This window comes from Arthrobacter sp. KNU40 (assembly GCF_051515115.1).
In the GTDB taxonomy this organism is placed as follows: Bacteria; Actinomycetota; Actinomycetes; order Actinomycetales; family Micrococcaceae; genus Arthrobacter.
Genome location: NZ_CP195850.1, coordinates 106,308 through 121,202 on the forward strand (window position 1 = coordinate 106,308; position 14,895 = coordinate 121,202).

Sequence of the window (14,895 nt, forward strand, 5' to 3'; positions counted from 1 at the left end):
CGGGTGGGGGGTGGCCGGTTTTCGTGTTTGGCACACTGTTGGGTCCTGAGGCAACAGGGCCGTGGCGTGGGGTGCGTGGCCTGTGAGGGTTGCGTGGTTTCCGTGGTGCGGGTTTGTGTGTTTCTGGTTTCCTGGCTGCATGGTCTTCGTGCGTTCGTGGTTGTTCTTCGTCTTTGGTGGCGGGGGTGGCCGGGTGCGGGGGGGTGTGGTACGGGGTTGTTGTTTGAGAACTACATAGTGGACGCGAGCATCTGATACGGGCCGGCCTTCGGGTTTGGTTCGTGTCATACAGCAATTTCTTTTTATGAACCTGGATCCGGCCATGCTTTGGTGTGGCGGTTTCTGTGGTTCTCTCGAGAAGTTTTTTGATCTTGTGTGGTCAAGTTTTTAAGGGCACACGGTGGATGCCTTGGCATTAGGAGCCGAAGAAGGACGTAGGAATCTGCGATAAGCCTGGGGGAGTTGATAACCGAACGGTGATCCCAGGATGTCCGAATGGGGAAACCCCGCCAGACGCGCTTGCGTGATCTGGTGACCCGCATCTGAACACATAGGGTGCGTGGGGGGAACGCGGGGAAGTGAAACATCTCAGTACCCGCAGGAAGAGAAAACAAGAGTGATTCCGTTAGTAGTGGCGAGCGAACGCGGATGAGGCTAAACCGTTCCATGTGTGATAGCCGGCGGGCGTTGCATGGGCGGGGTTGTGGGACTTTCCGTACTGGTTCTGCCGGACCGGTGGGGTGAGAGCATGGACATAGGTGAACGGTCTTGAAAGGCCGGCCGGAGAGGGTGTTAGCCCCGTAACCGTAATGTTGTGTGCCGCCTGGAGAGGATCCCAAGTAGCACGGGGCCCGAGAAATCCCGTGTGAATCTGTCAGGACCACCTGATAAGCCTAAATACTTCCTAATGACCGATAGCGGACCAGTACCGTGAGGGAAAGGTGAAAAGTACCCCGGGAGGGGAGTGAAACAGTACCTGAAACCGTGTGCTTACAATCCGTCGGAGCAACCTTGTAGTTGTGACGGCGTGCCTTTTGAAGAATGAGCCTGCGAGTTAGTGTTACGTCGCGAGGTTAACCCGTGTGGGGTAGCCGTAGCGAAAGCGAGTCTGAATAGGGCGAGTGTAGTGGCGTGATCTAGACCCGAAGCGGAGTGATCTACCCATGGCCAGGTTGAAGCGACGGTAAGACGTCGTGGAGGACCGAACCCACTTCAGTTGAAAATGGAGGGGATGAGCTGTGGGTAGGGGTGAAAGGCCAATCAAACTCCGTGATAGCTGGTTCTCCCCGAAATGCATTTAGGTGCAGCGTTGCGTGTTTCTTGCCGGAGGTAGAGCTACTGGATGGCCGATGGGCCCTACAAGGTTACTGACGTCAGCCAAACTCCGAATGCCGGTAAGTGAGAGCGCAGCAGTGAGACTGTGGGGGATAAGCTTCATAGTCGAGAGGGAAACAGCCCAGACCACCAACTAAGGCCCCTAAGCGTGTGCTAAGTGGGAAAGGATGTGGAGTTGCGAAGACAACCAGGAGGTTGGCTTAGAAGCAGCCATCCTTGAAAGAGTGCGTAATAGCTCACTGGTCAAGTGATTCCGCGCCGACAATGTAGCGGGGCTCAAGTACACCGCCGAAGTTGTGGATTTCAGATAGTAGACAAGCCTTCGTGGTTCAGTCGTCTGGAGTGGTAGGGGAGCGTCGTGTGGGCGGTGAAGTCGCGGTGTAAACCAGCGGTGGAGCCTACACGAGTGAGAATGCAGGCATGAGTAGCGAAAGACGGGTGAGAAACCCGTCCGCCGAATGATCAAGGGTTCCAGGGTCAAGCTAATCTGCCCTGGGTAAGTCGGGACCTAAGGCGAGGCCGACAGGCGTAGTCGATGGACAACGGGTTGATATTCCCGTACCGGCGAAGGACCGCCCATGCCAAGCGGGGGATACTAACCGCCCGGAGCCTGCCCAATCACCCTTGTGGTGTGCGGGTTTTGGCCGAGCGCGGGACCTGATCCCGGGAGGTAAGCGTATTAACAGGTGTGACGCAGGAAGGTAGCCGGGCCGGGCGATGGTTGCCCCGGTCTAAGGATGTAGGGTCAGCGATAGGCAAATCCGTCGCTGTGTCTTTGATGACGTTCCTGAGATCTGATGGGACCCCCGTCATGGGGGGATCCGGTGATCCTATGCTGCCTAGAAAAGCATCGGCGCGAGGTTCCAGCCGCCCGTACCCCAAACCGACACAGGTGATCAGGTAGAGAATACCAAGGCGATCGAGAGAATTATGGTTAAGGAACTCGGCAAAATGCCCCCGTAACTTCGGGAGAAGGGGGGCCCCAACCTTGAACACCACTTGCTGGTGGGAGGGGATCGGGGCCGCAGAGACCAGGGGGAAGCGACTGTTTACTAAAAACACAGGTCCGTGCGAAGTCGCAAGACGATGTATACGGACTGACTCCTGCCCGGTGCTGGAAGGTTAAGAGGACCGGTTAGCCGCAAGGCGAAGCTGAGAATTTAAGCCCCAGTAAACGGCGGTGGTAACTATAACCATCCTAAGGTAGCGAAATTCCTTGTCGGGTAAGTTCCGACCTGCACGAATGGAGTAACGACTTCCCCGCTGTCTCAACCATAAACTCGGCGAAATTGCAGTACGAGTAAAGATGCTCGTTACGCGCAGCAGGACGGAAAGACCCCGAGACCTTTACTATAGTTTGGTATTGGTGTTCGGAGTGGCTTGTGTAGGATAGGTGGGAGACGTTGAAGCCCGGACGCCAGTTCGGGTGGAGTCATCGTTGAAATACCACTCTGGTCACTTTGGACATCTAACTTCGGCCCGTGATCCGGGTCAGGGACAGTGCCTGATGGGTAGTTTAACTGGGGCGGTTGCCTCCTAAAAAGTAACGGAGGCGCCCAAAGGTTCCCTCAGCCTGGTTGGCAATCAGGTGTCGAGTGTAAGTGCACAAGGGAGCTTGACTGTGAGAGAGACATCTCAAGCAGGGACGAAAGTCGGGACTAGTGATCCGGCGGTACATTGTGGAATGGCCGTCGCTCAACGGATAAAAGGTACCTCGGGGATAACAGGCTGATCTTGCCCAAGAGTCCATATCGACGGCATGGTTTGGCACCTCGATGTCGGCTCGTCGCATCCTGGGGCTGGAGTAGGTCCCAAGGGTTGGGCTGTTCGCCCATTAAAGCGGTACGCGAGCTGGGTTTAGAACGTCGTGAGACAGTTCGGTCCCTATCCGCTGCGCGCGCAGGAAATTTGAGAAGGGCTGTCCTTAGTACGAGAGGACCGGGACGGACGAACCTCTGGTGTGTCAGTTGTACTGCCAAGTGCACCGCTGATTAGCTACGTTCGGATGGGATAACCGCTGAAAGCATCTAAGCGGGAAGCTCGCTTCAAGATGAGATTTCCATGCACCTCGTGTGTGAGAGGCCCCCAGCCAGACCACTGGGTTGATAGGCCGGATGTGGAAGACAGGACTAAAGACTGTTGAAGCTGACCGGTACTAATAGGCCGACAACTTACACCACACAAACACGATCACTGCTTGCGTCCACTATGTGGTTCCCGAACAACAAACCCGTTGCTCCAGGAACCAAACAACTGAACAACAACACCACAATGTTGTAACCACGTATCTTCCCACCCCGCACCTGCGGGGACGGGTAACAGGGTTACGGCGGTCATAGCGTGGGGGAAACGCCCGGTCCCATTCCGAACCCGGAAGCTAAGACCCACAGCGCCGATGGTACTGCACCCGGGAGGGTGTGGGAGAGTAGGACACCGCCGGACAACCATTAACGGCCAGGCCCCGACACCACGTGTCGGGGCCTGACCCATTTAACCACCCCCGGACAAAAACGAACCGGCTATCACCCGGGACCCCCTGTATGTGAGCCGGCGTCCCGCCGGGACCCCCTGTATGTGAGCCGGCGTCCCGCCGGGACCCCCTGTATGTGAGCCGGCGTCCCGCCGGGATCCCCTATAAGTGAGCCGGCGTTTAGCCCGAGAAGAAGTCGGAGAGCTCGGCGATGAGCTTGTCGGGAGCGCGGATCACGCCGTCGTGCCCGTGGCCGGGGAGGATGGTGTAGCTCGATCCGGAGAGCACGTCGTGGATCTGGCCGCACGCCACACCGAAGTAGGCGGGGCTCTTTTCCCCCACCACAATGAGCGTTTCCAGCGGCAGCTCAAGGAACGGCTCCGCGGGCATGTCCGCGGCGATGACTGCCTTGATCTCACGCACGCCGGCCTGCATGAGCTCACGCATCTGCTTGCCCATGGGAGTGCCCGCCGTCAGCTTGGTGACGAGTGTCAGCATGGACAGCGGCATCCGCGCGAAGGCGCCCTCCGTCTCGACGCCCTTCACGAGCACAGCGAGCCCGCGGTCAAAGTCTCCAGCCGCCGTCGCGCGCTCGTATTCGCTCGTCCACTCGGCCTTCACGCTGTGGTTGACGGAGACTGCGGGGTCGTAGACCGCCAGGCGTTCCACCGGCAGCGTGCGCGCCGCGTGCAGGGCCACTGCGCCTCCGAAGCTGTGGCCGAAGACATCGGTGCTGGCCGTGTGCTTCATGACTTCGGAAAGATCCCGGATGTCGACGTCGAGGGTGTAGTCCTCGGGCTGCGGCGACGATTCACCACGGCCGCGGCGGTTGAAGGTGTGGACCGGGCGGCCAAGGGCGGCACTGAGTTTCTGGGCAAACTTGGAGTAGTCTGCGGCGGTCACCATCGAGGCGGGCACGACGACGACGCCGGAGCCGCCATCGGCAAGCTCACCGCCCGTCGTGAAGAGCTCGAGGGTTCCGCCGTCGGCCGTTGTGATGTTCTCGCGCGTCATGCTTCGAGCCTAACGGAGCCGCGGGGTTCCGTCAGTCCTTGAAATAGCTGGAAAGGTCCGTCACGAGTTCCTTGACTGCGGCAGGAATGGATCCGTGGAAGCCTTTTGGCGATACCACCAGCGTGCTTCCGGGGACGGCTGCGTACAGCCGCTCTGCAGTGACCTTGTAGTATTCGGGGCTTTTGCTGCCCACGATAAATCGCGTGCTTCGGGGGAGGACGGAGAAGTCCCGCGGGCGCGCAGCTTCGTCGTAGGCGGCTTTGAGTTCCGCCACGCCCGTTGGCATGAGTCCCCTGAGGACCTTGTTGACCTTGGTGTGGGAAACGAGGGCCATGAGTCCGGCCAGGATGGGCTCCGGGATTCGCGCCAAGGCGGTGCCAGGCTGCATGCCCCTCTTCATCCTGGCCATGGCACGCCCTACATTTCCGCTATCCACGGATTGGGCAAAGCCGTCCAACCAGCCCATGTCCATGCTCCCGTCGATGTTCACGGCGGCGTCGTACACGGCAAGTTTGTGAGGTTCGTAGCTTGTCCCCGCAAACTCCTGCACGGCGTTCAGTGCCACGGATCCGCCAAGGCTGTGACCAAGGAGGTTCCTGGCGCCTGTGGCGTCCATGATGCTCCGCACGTCCGCAATCTCCGTGGCCATGGAGTAGTTTGCGGGTAGTTCCGTCGAGCTGCCGCGGCCCCTGCGATCGTAGACGTCGACTGCCCAACCTTCGCCGAGTCCGTTGGATAACGCCATGGAAAAAGGCCTGTAGATGAGCGCGGTCAGGAATGCGCCCCCGATGAGCACCACGCGGCGCTCTCCCGGAGCATCCACCGAGCCGTAACTGTACAAGGCGAGCTTGCCGCCGTCTGGGGTGGGGACCTCACGTTCTATCACCGCTTCATCCTAGGGTGACGGCGCCTTGTGCCAGGTAGCGGGCAATCCTCACGGCGAGCTGCTTGCCCGGCCGGAGGGGACCCTCGTGGAACTGGAGCGGCACTACCGAGAAGTCCACCGCCGGTATTGCAGCTGCAAGTTGCCGACCGGTTTCGGCAAAGTACGCCGGACTCCACCCGCCACTCAGCATCAGCGTTGGCGTTTTCAACTCCGCATAGTCCTGGATATGCGAGTCTGCGTCAATGATCGCGCGCATCTCCAACACCGCCGTCGGCAACAGTTCCCGCATCTCGGATCCCAACCTCGTCTTGGCGGAGAGGATGCTGATCACCCGCAGCGCCCCGAGCGGCAAATAGGAAATCGGGCCGGCCGTGCCCAGCCCCTGGACCAAATGCGCCCAGGCGTTGTCGAGCTGGCCCGCGGTGACGGCCTCCTCCAATTGCGGTCGCCAGCGTCCGTTCAAGTTACCGGAGAGGGAAACCGCGGCGTCGTAAGTGACGAGGCGGGAAATTGGTGCGCGCAGCGCCGCCTGGAGCGCGACGAATCCGCCATAGCTGTGGCCAACAACATCGGTGGATCCGCTCGCCTCCATGACGGAAAGCAAGTCGCTGGTCTCCGTCGCAGCAGAGTAGCCGGGCGGCTGCGGTGCCGACCGGCCGCGGCCGCGCCGGTTGTAGGAATGCACCGGCCGGCCGAGCAGGACGCTCAGGTTCCGGGCGAATGGCCAGTAAAGGGAATCGGTCACCAAGGTGCCGTGAACGAGCACGACGCCGGGCTCCTCCGTAGCGCTCGAAGCGCCGGGAATGGACGCTTCGGCTACCGGCCGGAAGGAGTGCACCTCGAGGTGGCCGCCGTCGTCGTCCGTTTCAACTGTCCATGTCTCCACAGCCCGAGTCTATGTTGCCGCAGGGGCGGGAGGGGAAGATAGGGAACTCTAAGGAATCCCCGGTAAACTTGTGGATTGTGACTTCCGCAAACACCCCATCCCCGCACCCCGCCTCCGAGCCAGCCGACGCCAGCGAACAGATGCGCATCCGCATGGAAAAGCGCAGCAAGCTGATTGAGCGCGGCACCGAGGCCTACCCGGTGGGTGTTGAGCGGACGCATTCCCTCGCTGAGATCCGCGAGAAGTACGCCCATCTCCAGGCTGACGAAACCACCGGCGACATCGTGGGCATCACCGGCCGCGTCGTGTTCGTGCGCAACACGGGCAAGCTCTGCTTCGCCACCCTCCAGGAGGGCGGTGTGGACGGGAAGGGCGTGCGCCTGCAGGCGATGCTCAGCCTCGCGAATGTCGGCGAGGAAACCCTCGCGGACTGGAAAGCGCTGGTGGACCTCGGAGACCACGTCTTCATCAAGGGCGAAGTCATTTCCTCCAGGCGTGGCGAGCTGTCCGTCATGGCCGACTCCTGGTCCATGGCCTCCAAGGCCTTGCGCCCGTTGCCGGTGCTGCACGCCGAACTCAATGAGGAAACCCGTGTCAGGCAGCGCTACGTGGACCTCATGGTCCGCGACGAAGCCCGGGAAATGGTCTACACCCGCGCAGCGATTACCCGCTCGGTCCGCGACACCCTGGACCGCCGCGGCTATGTGGAAGTGGAGACCCCCATCCTGCAGCTCGTCCACGGCGGTGCCACGGCCCGCCCGTTCGAGACGCACATGAATGCCTTCGACCAGAAGATGACGCTGCGTATCGCCACCGAGCTCTTCCTCAAGCGCGCCGTCGTGGGCGGAATCGACCGCGTCTACGACATGGGCCGCGTCTTCCGCAACGAAGGCGTCGACTCGACGCACAGCCCAGAATTCACCACGTTGGAATGCTACGAGGCGTGGGCGGACCAGTTCGTCATGGCCGAGCGTATGAAGGAAATCATCCTTAACGTCGCCGACGTCGTGGGCACCCGCACCATCCAGACTGACGCCGGAGAGATCGACCTCGACGGCGAATGGGCCTGGGTTGCCGTCTATCCGGGGCTCTCCGAGGCGATCGGCGAAGAGATCACCCCGGACACCACGGTGGCGGAACTGCAGGCGATTGCCGCCAAGCACGAGGTCAAGGTGGATCCCAAGTGGGACGCCGAAAAGCTCGTAGTAGAACTGTTCGGCGAGATCGTCGAACCCACCCTGCTCAACCCGACCTTTGTCTACAATTACCCTCCCTCCGCGCAGCCCCTTGCCCGGCCGCATCGGGAGGACGGCCGCCTGATCGAGGCCTGGGACCTCATCATCGGCGGCATGGAACGCGGCACGGCCTTCTCCGAACTGATCGACCCGGTCATCCAGCGCGAACGCCTCACGGAGCAGTCGCGTCGTTCGGCAGCCGGCGATGTCGAGGCCATGCAGCTGGATGAAGACTTCCTGCGCGCCCTTGAATACGGTGCTCCGCCCATGGGCGGCATCGGCCTAGGCATCGACCGCTTGGTCATGCTGTTCACCGGAGCAGGCATCCGGGAAACCATCCTGTTCCCACTCCTCAAGCCCGAAGGGCACTGACCATGGAATACATTGCCGTTCTTGCACCGTCCGTCGTTGTCGGACTTCTCTTTTGGTTTGCCATGAAGGCTATCTTCAACGCGGACAAATCAGAGCGCCAAGCAGAAGCCCGCGCCCAGGAAGAAGCCGGATTCGGAATTGCCAAGCCGGCGGGCGACGGCTCAACCCCTGCCAAATAGCTCTTTCTCCGGCCGCTCCAGAAGATTTAATAGTGTCTTTGGCGATCCCTTTGAGGATCCCTTTGAGGATGCCTTTGACTGAGCCTTTGACGGAGTGCCATGCGCTGGACGATAATCTTTAATTAGTAGTCTAGCTATTCTGCATATCCGACCCCTCCAAAAGAGAGTCTTTTCATGGCACAGAAAGTCAAAATTATCCTCGTTGACGACCTGGATGAGGGCTCCGCGGATGAAACTGTCCGCTTTGGCCTTGATGGAGTCAGTTACGAAATGGACCTGTCCAGTGCCAACGCTGCGAAGCTGCGGGACGCTCTGGGGCCATTTGTAGCTAAGGCGCGCAAGACATCGACCGGCCGTGCAACGCGTAGCCGCGTTGCCGCAGGCAGAAACCAGGACTCCGCACAGATCCGTCAATGGGCGCGCGACAACGGTTATACCGTAAACAGCCGCGGCCGCATTCAGGCCGAAATTCAGGAAGCCTACCAGAAGGCCAATTCCTGACACCAAGTATCAATACCCCGGCCCTACGGCCGGGGTATTGTTTTTTAACCGCAGGGCTTGCCGGGATAAGGATGTCGTTTGGCAGCATGGCGCCACTATTCCCAGAAGGTTTGGAGCCGACTGGGCATATCCGGTGGACAGTCACCACGTTTGCCGGGAAGAACGACGGCGGCCGGCCCGTGGGGGCATCGAGGGAAGCGCGGCGTGACCGTGGAAAGCCCTGGATTCGGTCTCCGCCGTGGTCCCGAGGTCCACGGACGAGTCGAGCGGACTTATTCCCGGAGCGGCCATGTTTCCCCTGTGGCGAACACGCCCCAAAATTCCAGCGTTGCCACGTAGCATCAAAGTACGTCGTAGCTAGGAGTGTGGCGAAATGTTTGAGAGATTTACGGACCGTGCCCGTCGCGTTGTTGTGCTTGCCCAAGAAGAGGCACGCATGCTCAACCACAACTACATCGGTACCGAGCACATCCTCTTGGGTCTGATCCACGAGGGTGAGGGCGTTGCCGCCAAGGCGCTGGAGTCCCTGAGCATTTCGCTCGATGGCGTCCGCGAGCAGGTACAGGAGATCATCGGCCAGGGCCAGCAAGCCCCGTCCGGCCACATCCCCTTCACCCCGCGCGCCAAGAAGGTGCTTGAGCTCTCGCTCCGCGAAGCCCTGCAGCTCGGCCACAACTACATCGGCACCGAGCACATCCTGCTCGGCCTCATCCGCGAGGGTGAAGGCGTTGCCGCGCAGGTCCTGGTCAAGCTCGGCGCCGACCTCAACCGCGTCCGCCAGCAGGTCATCCAGCTGCTTTCCGGCTACCAGGGCAAAGAAACTGCGGGTCCCGGCTCAGGTCCGGGCCAACAGGAAGGCACCCCCGCCGGTTCGGTAGTGCTCGACCAGTTCGGCCGCAACCTCACCCAGGCCGCGCGGGAAAACAAGCTTGATCCCGTGATCGGCCGCGAGCTGGAGATGGAACGCGTCATGCAGGTCCTCTCCCGCCGGACCAAGAACAACCCCGTGCTGATCGGTGAGCCCGGCGTCGGCAAGACTGCCGTCGTCGAGGGCCTTGCCCAGGCGATCGTCCGGGGAGATGTGCCGGAGACCATCAAGGACAAGCAGCTCTACACGCTTGACCTTGGTTCCCTTGTTGCCGGTTCCCGTTACCGTGGTGACTTCGAAGAGCGCCTGAAGAAGGTCCTCAAGGAAATCCGGACCCGCGGGGACATCATCCTCTTCATCGACGAGATCCACACGCTCGTGGGTGCCGGCGCTGCAGAAGGTGCCATCGATGCCGCCTCCATCCTCAAGCCGATGCTGGCCCGTGGTGAACTCCAGACCATCGGGGCCACCACACTCGACGAGTACCGCAAGCACATTGAGAAGGACGCCGCCTTGGAGCGCCGCTTCCAGCCGATCCAGGTCAAGGAGCCTTCCGTCGCGCATGCGATCGAGATCCTCAAGGGCCTGCGTGACCGCTACGAGGCGCACCACCGGGTGACCATCACCGACGGCGCCCTTGCTTCTGCTGCAACGCTGGCCGAGCGCTACATCTCGGACCGCTTCCTGCCGGACAAGGCGATCGACCTGATCGACGAAGCAGGTGCACGGCTCCGCATCCGCCGCATGACCGCCCCGCCGGAGCTCAAGGCCATGGATGAGCGCATCGCCGAAGTGAAGATGGAGAAGGAATCCGCCATCGACGCCCAGGACTTCGAGGGCGCCGCCTCGCTGCGCGACAAGGAGCAGAAGCTCATTGCCGAGCGCGCCGAGAAGGAACGCAACTGGAAGTCCGGCGGCATGGACGATATTTCCGAGGTGGACGAGGAGCTGATTGCCGAAGTTCTCGCGAACTCCACCGGCATCCCGGTCTTCAAACTCACCGAGGAAGAATCCAGCCGTCTCCTCAAGATGGAAGACGAGCTGCACAAGCGGGTCGTCGGCCAGGACGAGGCCATCCGTGCCCTCTCCCAGGCGATCCGCCGCACACGTGCAGGCCTGAAGGACCCCAAGCGTCCGGGTGGCTCGTTCATCTTCGCCGGCCCCACCGGCGTCGGCAAGACCGAGCTCGCCAAAGCGCTGGCCGAATTCCTGTTCGGTGAAGAGGATGCACTCATCACGCTGGACATGTCCGAATACTCCGAGAAGCACACGGTTTCGCGTCTCTTCGGTGCCCCTCCGGGCTACGTCGGCTACGAAGAGGGCGGGCAGCTGACCGAGAAGGTCCGCCGCCGTCCGTTCTCCGTGGTGCTGTTCGACGAAGTTGAGAAGGCCCACGCCGATCTCTTCAACTCGCTGCTGCAGATCCTGGAAGACGGCCGCCTGACCGACTCCCAGGGCCGGGTGGTGGACTTCAAGAACACGGTGATCATCATGACCACCAACCTGGGTACCCGCGACATCTCCAAGAGCGTGGCGACCGGTTTCCAGTCCGGCACGGACACCACCACCGGCTACAACCGGATGCGGGCGCGGGTCACCGAGGAGCTCAAGCAGCACTTCCGCCCCGAGTTCCTCAACCGCGTTGACGACGTCGTGGTGTTCCCGCAGCTCACGCAGGACGAGATCATCGAGATCGTGGACCTCTTCGTCACGCGCCTCGAGGGCCGCCTCAAGGACAAGGACATGGGCATCGAGCTCACCACGGCCGCCAAGGTCCTCCTGGCGACCCGGGGCTACGATCCCGCCATGGGTGCGCGGCCGCTGCGCCGCACCATCCAGCGCGAGATCGAGGACCAGCTCTCCGAGAAGATCCTCTTCGGCGAGCTCCACCCGGGTGACATCGTGGTGGTCGATGTGGACGGCGAAGGCGACGACGCCAAATTCACCTTCGCCGGCAACGCCAAGCCGCGCATCCCGGAAATCGCTCCGAGCGCCTAGGTTCAGGTTCCGCCGACTCAAAGGCCCCGCCCGCTCCCTTCAAGGAGCTGGCGGGGTTTTTGCGTTCCCGAGGTTCGTAATTTCTGAAATAACTGTTTCACTCTTAGTGAACCTTTTGTGATCTGGGGCACATCGCGTGTTGAATCAGAGCATGGATTCGAATGCCTCCGAGACCCCGAGCACGCAACCCGAAACTCCTTTCCACGATCTCGACTACTACCTCGCCATCCCCAGGGTCGGCGGCCTGGCTCTCAGTACGGACGGAAGCCGCCTGGTCACTACGGTTTCCACGCTCAACGCCAAGGGCACTGAATACGTCACGGCCCTTTGGGAGCTTGATCCTGCCGGAAAGAAGCACGCCCGGCGCATCACCCGCAGCGCCAAGGGAGAAACCGGCGCGGTGTTTGCTGCCAACGGTGACCTCTTCTTCACCTCAGCCCGGCCCGATCCGGACAGCCCCGAAGCGGATCCCGTGAGCGCGTTGTGGCTCCTGCCTGCCGACGGCGGTGAGGCCCGGGTGGTGCACTCCCGTGCAGGCGGAATCGGGGGCGTCATGGCCGCGTCAGCCGCGGACGCAACCTTCGTGACGGCCTCGGTCCTTGCCGGTTCCACCGATGAGGAAAATGACGAGGAGCGCCGCAAGAGCCGCAAGGACAACAAGGTGGCGGCCATTCTGCACACCGGCTACCCGGTGCGTTACTGGGACGCAGACCTGGGCCCGGCCCAGCCCAGGCTGTTCGCGGTGGAAAACGGAGGCGCGGCCGAGCCCGGGAAGCCCGCGACCGTGGACGCAACCGCACCCCTGAAGCTGCGCAATCTGACGCCCGACGTCGGCGGCAACCTCCGCAACACCCACGCGGTGGTCAGCCCGGACGGTAAGACGATCTATACGAGCCTGGCCAAGCCGCTCGCGAAGGCGGACACGCGCTTTGTGCTCGCCGCTGTCGATGTGGCCTCCGGCTCGATCAAGGTGCTCCTTGACCATGAGGGAATGAGCTATTTCCCCGGACCGGTCAGCCCCGACAACAAGATGCTCTCGGTAGTCAGCGAAAGCGACAGCACCCCCGGGCAGGCACCCCAGGTCAAACTCCACCTCTTGAATGTCGGGGCGGGAGAAACCCTTGACCTAGAGCCCCTCGCGCCCGCTTGGGACCGCTGGGGCAACCCCGCGGCCTGGCTGCCGGACGGGCACTCGCTCCTCGTCACAGCCGACGACGACGGCGCGACGCCGGTCTTCCGGGTCGCCGTCGGGGACGGTATGGTCACCAGGGTGACGCAGGACGCGGCGGCGTACACCGACGTCGTGGTTTCGCCGGATGGGCTGAGTGCGTTCGCGCTGCGCAGCTCTTATGAATTCCCGGCGGAAGCCGTCCGGATCGAGCTCGCCTCGGGCGACGTCGAGCGGCTCCCCGCGCCCGCTGAGCGCCCCGCGATCAAAGGCACGTTGGAGCGGGTGGAGACGAGCGCGGCTGATGGTTCGAGGGTTCCGGCCTACCTCGCGCTCCCGGAAGGCGCGTCGGGGGCGAATCCGGCGCCCTTGCTGTTGTGGATCCACGGCGGGCCGTTGGGCTCGTGGAATGCCTGGACCTGGCGGTGGAATCCATGGCTGCTCGTGTCGAAGGGGTATGCCGTGCTGCTGCCCGACCCGGCACTGTCCACCGGGTACGGCCAGCAATTCATCCAGCGCGGCTGGGGCGAATGGGGCAAGGCGCCGTATACGGACCTTATGTCCATCACCGACGCAGTGGTCCGGCGGCCCGACATTGACCAGACGCGGACAGCCGCCATGGGTGGGTCGTTCGGCGGATACATGGCCAACTGGGTGGCCGGGCACACGGATCGTTTCAAGGCGATCGTGACGCACGCCAGTCTGTGGGCCATGGACCAGTTCGGGCCCACAACGGACGCTTCGCAGTACTGGCTCAAGGAAATGACCGCAGAGATGGCACTGGACAACTCGCCCCATCTCCATGTCGGGAAGATCAAGACACCCATGCTGGTGATCCACGGTGACAAGGACTACCGAGTGCCGATCGGCGAGGGCCTGAGGCTTTGGTACGAACTGCTTTCCAGTTCCGGGCTGCCCGCCGATGAGAACGGTGAGACCCAGCACCGCTTCCTGTACTTCCCTGACGAGAACCATTGGATCCTGCAGCCGCAGCACGCCAAGGTCTGGTACGGCGTCGTGGAGCACTTCCTTTCCAGGCAGGTACTTGGACGGGACGTTCCTCTTCCTGAGGACCTGGGGCTTTAGGCGCCTTCGGCCTCGTAAGATTGTGGCTGTGACTTCGACGTTCAGTATCCGCCCTGCCCGCACCGGCGATGTTGCCGCGATCAAGCGGCTTGTAGCGCCTCTGGCGGAGCAGCGAATCCTGATGGCCAAGGAGACCGTGGCCTATTACGAGAGCCTTCAGGAGTTCCGGATTGCCGAATCTTCCGATGGCGAGGTGATCGGTTGCGGTGCCCTGCACGTCATGTGGGAGGACCTGGCCGAGGTGCGCACATTGGCGGCGGACGACAACTGGCGGGGCAAAGGCGTGGGTCACGTCCTTGTCCAGCAACTCCTGGAGGACGCCCGGGCCTTGGGGGTTGCGCGTGTCTTCTGCCTGACGTTCGAAGTGGACTTCTTCAAGCGCCACGGATTCGAAGTCATGGCGGACCAAACCGCCGTCGATCCCCAGGTCTACTCGGAATTGCTGCGTTCCCATGACGAAGGCGTGGCCGAGTTCCTGGATCTGGCCCGCGTGAAGCCCAATACCCTGGGCAACACACGCATGATCAAGGTCCTTTAGCTCCTCTTCTTCCCCTTGGCTCCTGTATGTGCCAGCCCGCACCTCTTTACGTATATCAACTTGATGGATAAACTAGTTGAGGCTCGGTTGCGGCGGGCCAACCATACTGTGGAGGCGAGAAATGAAGTACCACGTTATGTTTCCGGACTTTTCAGGTTTCCAAATTGACATGCCGCGTCCCGGCGCCACGCCGGAGTCGCGCAAGCAGGGCACCGGAGGTTGCATGCGGTCCGGGTGCACGGATCTTTGGCCCGACTCGATGGCCAAAGACGCAACACCCCAAGACTTCAGCATCGGTCGTTTGACGGTGGGCGGGCCGCCGCACTGACCGGGCGGATGCCGGAAGGTTCTTCAGAAGG

At 61.8% G+C, this 14,895-nt stretch carries 9 protein-coding genes and 2 rRNA genes; 8 read left to right on the top strand and 3 right to left on the bottom strand.

The annotated features are described in order from the left end of the window. Positions 1-377 precede the first annotated feature (377 nt). Together ACSKT0_RS00530 and rrf are read left to right on the top strand one after the other, a co-directional pair. Positions 378-3,515: ribosomal RNA gene (locus ACSKT0_RS00530) — 23S ribosomal RNA — on the top strand. A 145-nt stretch (positions 3,516-3,660) separates the two neighbouring features. Next, positions 3,661-3,777, top strand: a 5S ribosomal RNA gene (gene rrf / locus ACSKT0_RS00535). Positions 3,778-3,985: 208 nt separating this feature from the next. Here rrf and ACSKT0_RS00540 read toward each other — a convergent pair. From ACSKT0_RS00540 to ACSKT0_RS00550, 3 genes are read right to left on the bottom strand one after another with little or no spacing between them, the layout of a single operon-like run. Next, on the bottom strand, positions 3,986-4,819 hold the full coding sequence (locus tag ACSKT0_RS00540; RefSeq protein ID WP_437772039.1) for an alpha/beta fold hydrolase: 834 nt from the start codon (positions 4,817-4,819) through the stop codon (positions 3,986-3,988). Between the two features lie 31 nt (positions 4,820-4,850). After that, positions 4,851-5,705 carry an alpha/beta fold hydrolase gene (locus ACSKT0_RS00545; protein WP_437772040.1) on the bottom strand — a complete coding sequence of 285 codons (855 nt, stop codon included), beginning with the start codon at positions 5,703-5,705 and terminating at the stop codon, positions 4,851-4,853. A 4-nt stretch (positions 5,706-5,709) separates the two neighbouring features. Beyond that, positions 5,710-6,591, bottom strand: a complete 882-nt coding sequence (locus tag ACSKT0_RS00550) for an alpha/beta fold hydrolase (RefSeq protein WP_437772041.1) — start codon at positions 6,589-6,591, stop codon at positions 5,710-5,712. Between the two features lie 77 nt (positions 6,592-6,668). Here ACSKT0_RS00550 and lysS point away from each other — a divergent pair, with 77 nt between their 5' ends. The 6 genes from lysS to ACSKT0_RS00580 all read left to right on the top strand — a co-directional run bounded on the left by lysS (position 6,669) and on the right by ACSKT0_RS00580 (position 14,536). After that, the gene (lysS, locus tag ACSKT0_RS00555; RefSeq protein ID WP_437772042.1) at positions 6,669-8,198 is read left to right on the top strand and encodes a lysine--tRNA ligase; all 1,530 of its coding nucleotides are present in this window, start codon (positions 6,669-6,671) and stop codon (positions 8,196-8,198) included. Between the two features lie 2 nt (positions 8,199-8,200). After that, positions 8,201-8,377, top strand: a complete 177-nt coding sequence (locus tag ACSKT0_RS00560; protein ID WP_172465751.1) for a hypothetical protein — start codon at positions 8,201-8,203, stop codon at positions 8,375-8,377. 174 nt (positions 8,378-8,551) lie between these two features. After that, on the top strand, positions 8,552-8,878 hold the full coding sequence (locus tag ACSKT0_RS00565) for a histone-like nucleoid-structuring protein Lsr2 (RefSeq protein ID WP_236814113.1): 327 nt from the start codon (positions 8,552-8,554) through the stop codon (positions 8,876-8,878). A 373-nt stretch (positions 8,879-9,251) separates the two neighbouring features. Then, complete coding sequence (locus ACSKT0_RS00570) at positions 9,252-11,744, top strand: ATP-dependent Clp protease ATP-binding subunit (RefSeq protein WP_284980636.1); 2,493 nt, start codon at positions 9,252-9,254, stop codon at positions 11,742-11,744. A 151-nt stretch (positions 11,745-11,895) separates the two neighbouring features. Then, positions 11,896-13,998: a prolyl oligopeptidase family serine peptidase gene (locus tag ACSKT0_RS00575; protein WP_437772043.1), complete on the top strand. Its 2,103-nt coding sequence runs from the start codon at positions 11,896-11,898 to the stop codon at positions 13,996-13,998. Positions 13,999-14,026: 28 nt separating this feature from the next. Beyond that, complete coding sequence (locus ACSKT0_RS00580; protein WP_059388339.1) at positions 14,027-14,536, top strand: amino-acid N-acetyltransferase; 510 nt, start codon at positions 14,027-14,029, stop codon at positions 14,534-14,536. Positions 14,537-14,895: the final 359 nt, after the last annotated feature.

Excerpts from the sequence above, each read along its gene's own strand:
- ACSKT0_RS00570 (WP_284980636.1), top strand. The coding sequence starts at position 9,252 with ATGTTTGAGAGATTTACGGACCGTGCCCGTCGCGTTGTTGTGCTTGCC.
- ACSKT0_RS00565 (WP_236814113.1), top strand. The coding sequence starts at position 8,552 with ATGGCACAGAAAGTCAAAATTATCCTCGTTGACGACCTGGATGAGGGC.
- ACSKT0_RS00575 (WP_437772043.1), top strand. The coding sequence starts at position 11,896 with ATGGATTCGAATGCCTCCGAGACCCCGAGCACGCAACCCGAAACTCCT.
- ACSKT0_RS00540 (WP_437772039.1), bottom strand. The coding sequence starts at position 4,819 with ATGACGCGCGAGAACATCACAACGGCCGACGGCGGAACCCTCGAGCTC.
- ACSKT0_RS00560 (WP_172465751.1), top strand. The coding sequence starts at position 8,201 with ATGGAATACATTGCCGTTCTTGCACCGTCCGTCGTTGTCGGACTTCTC.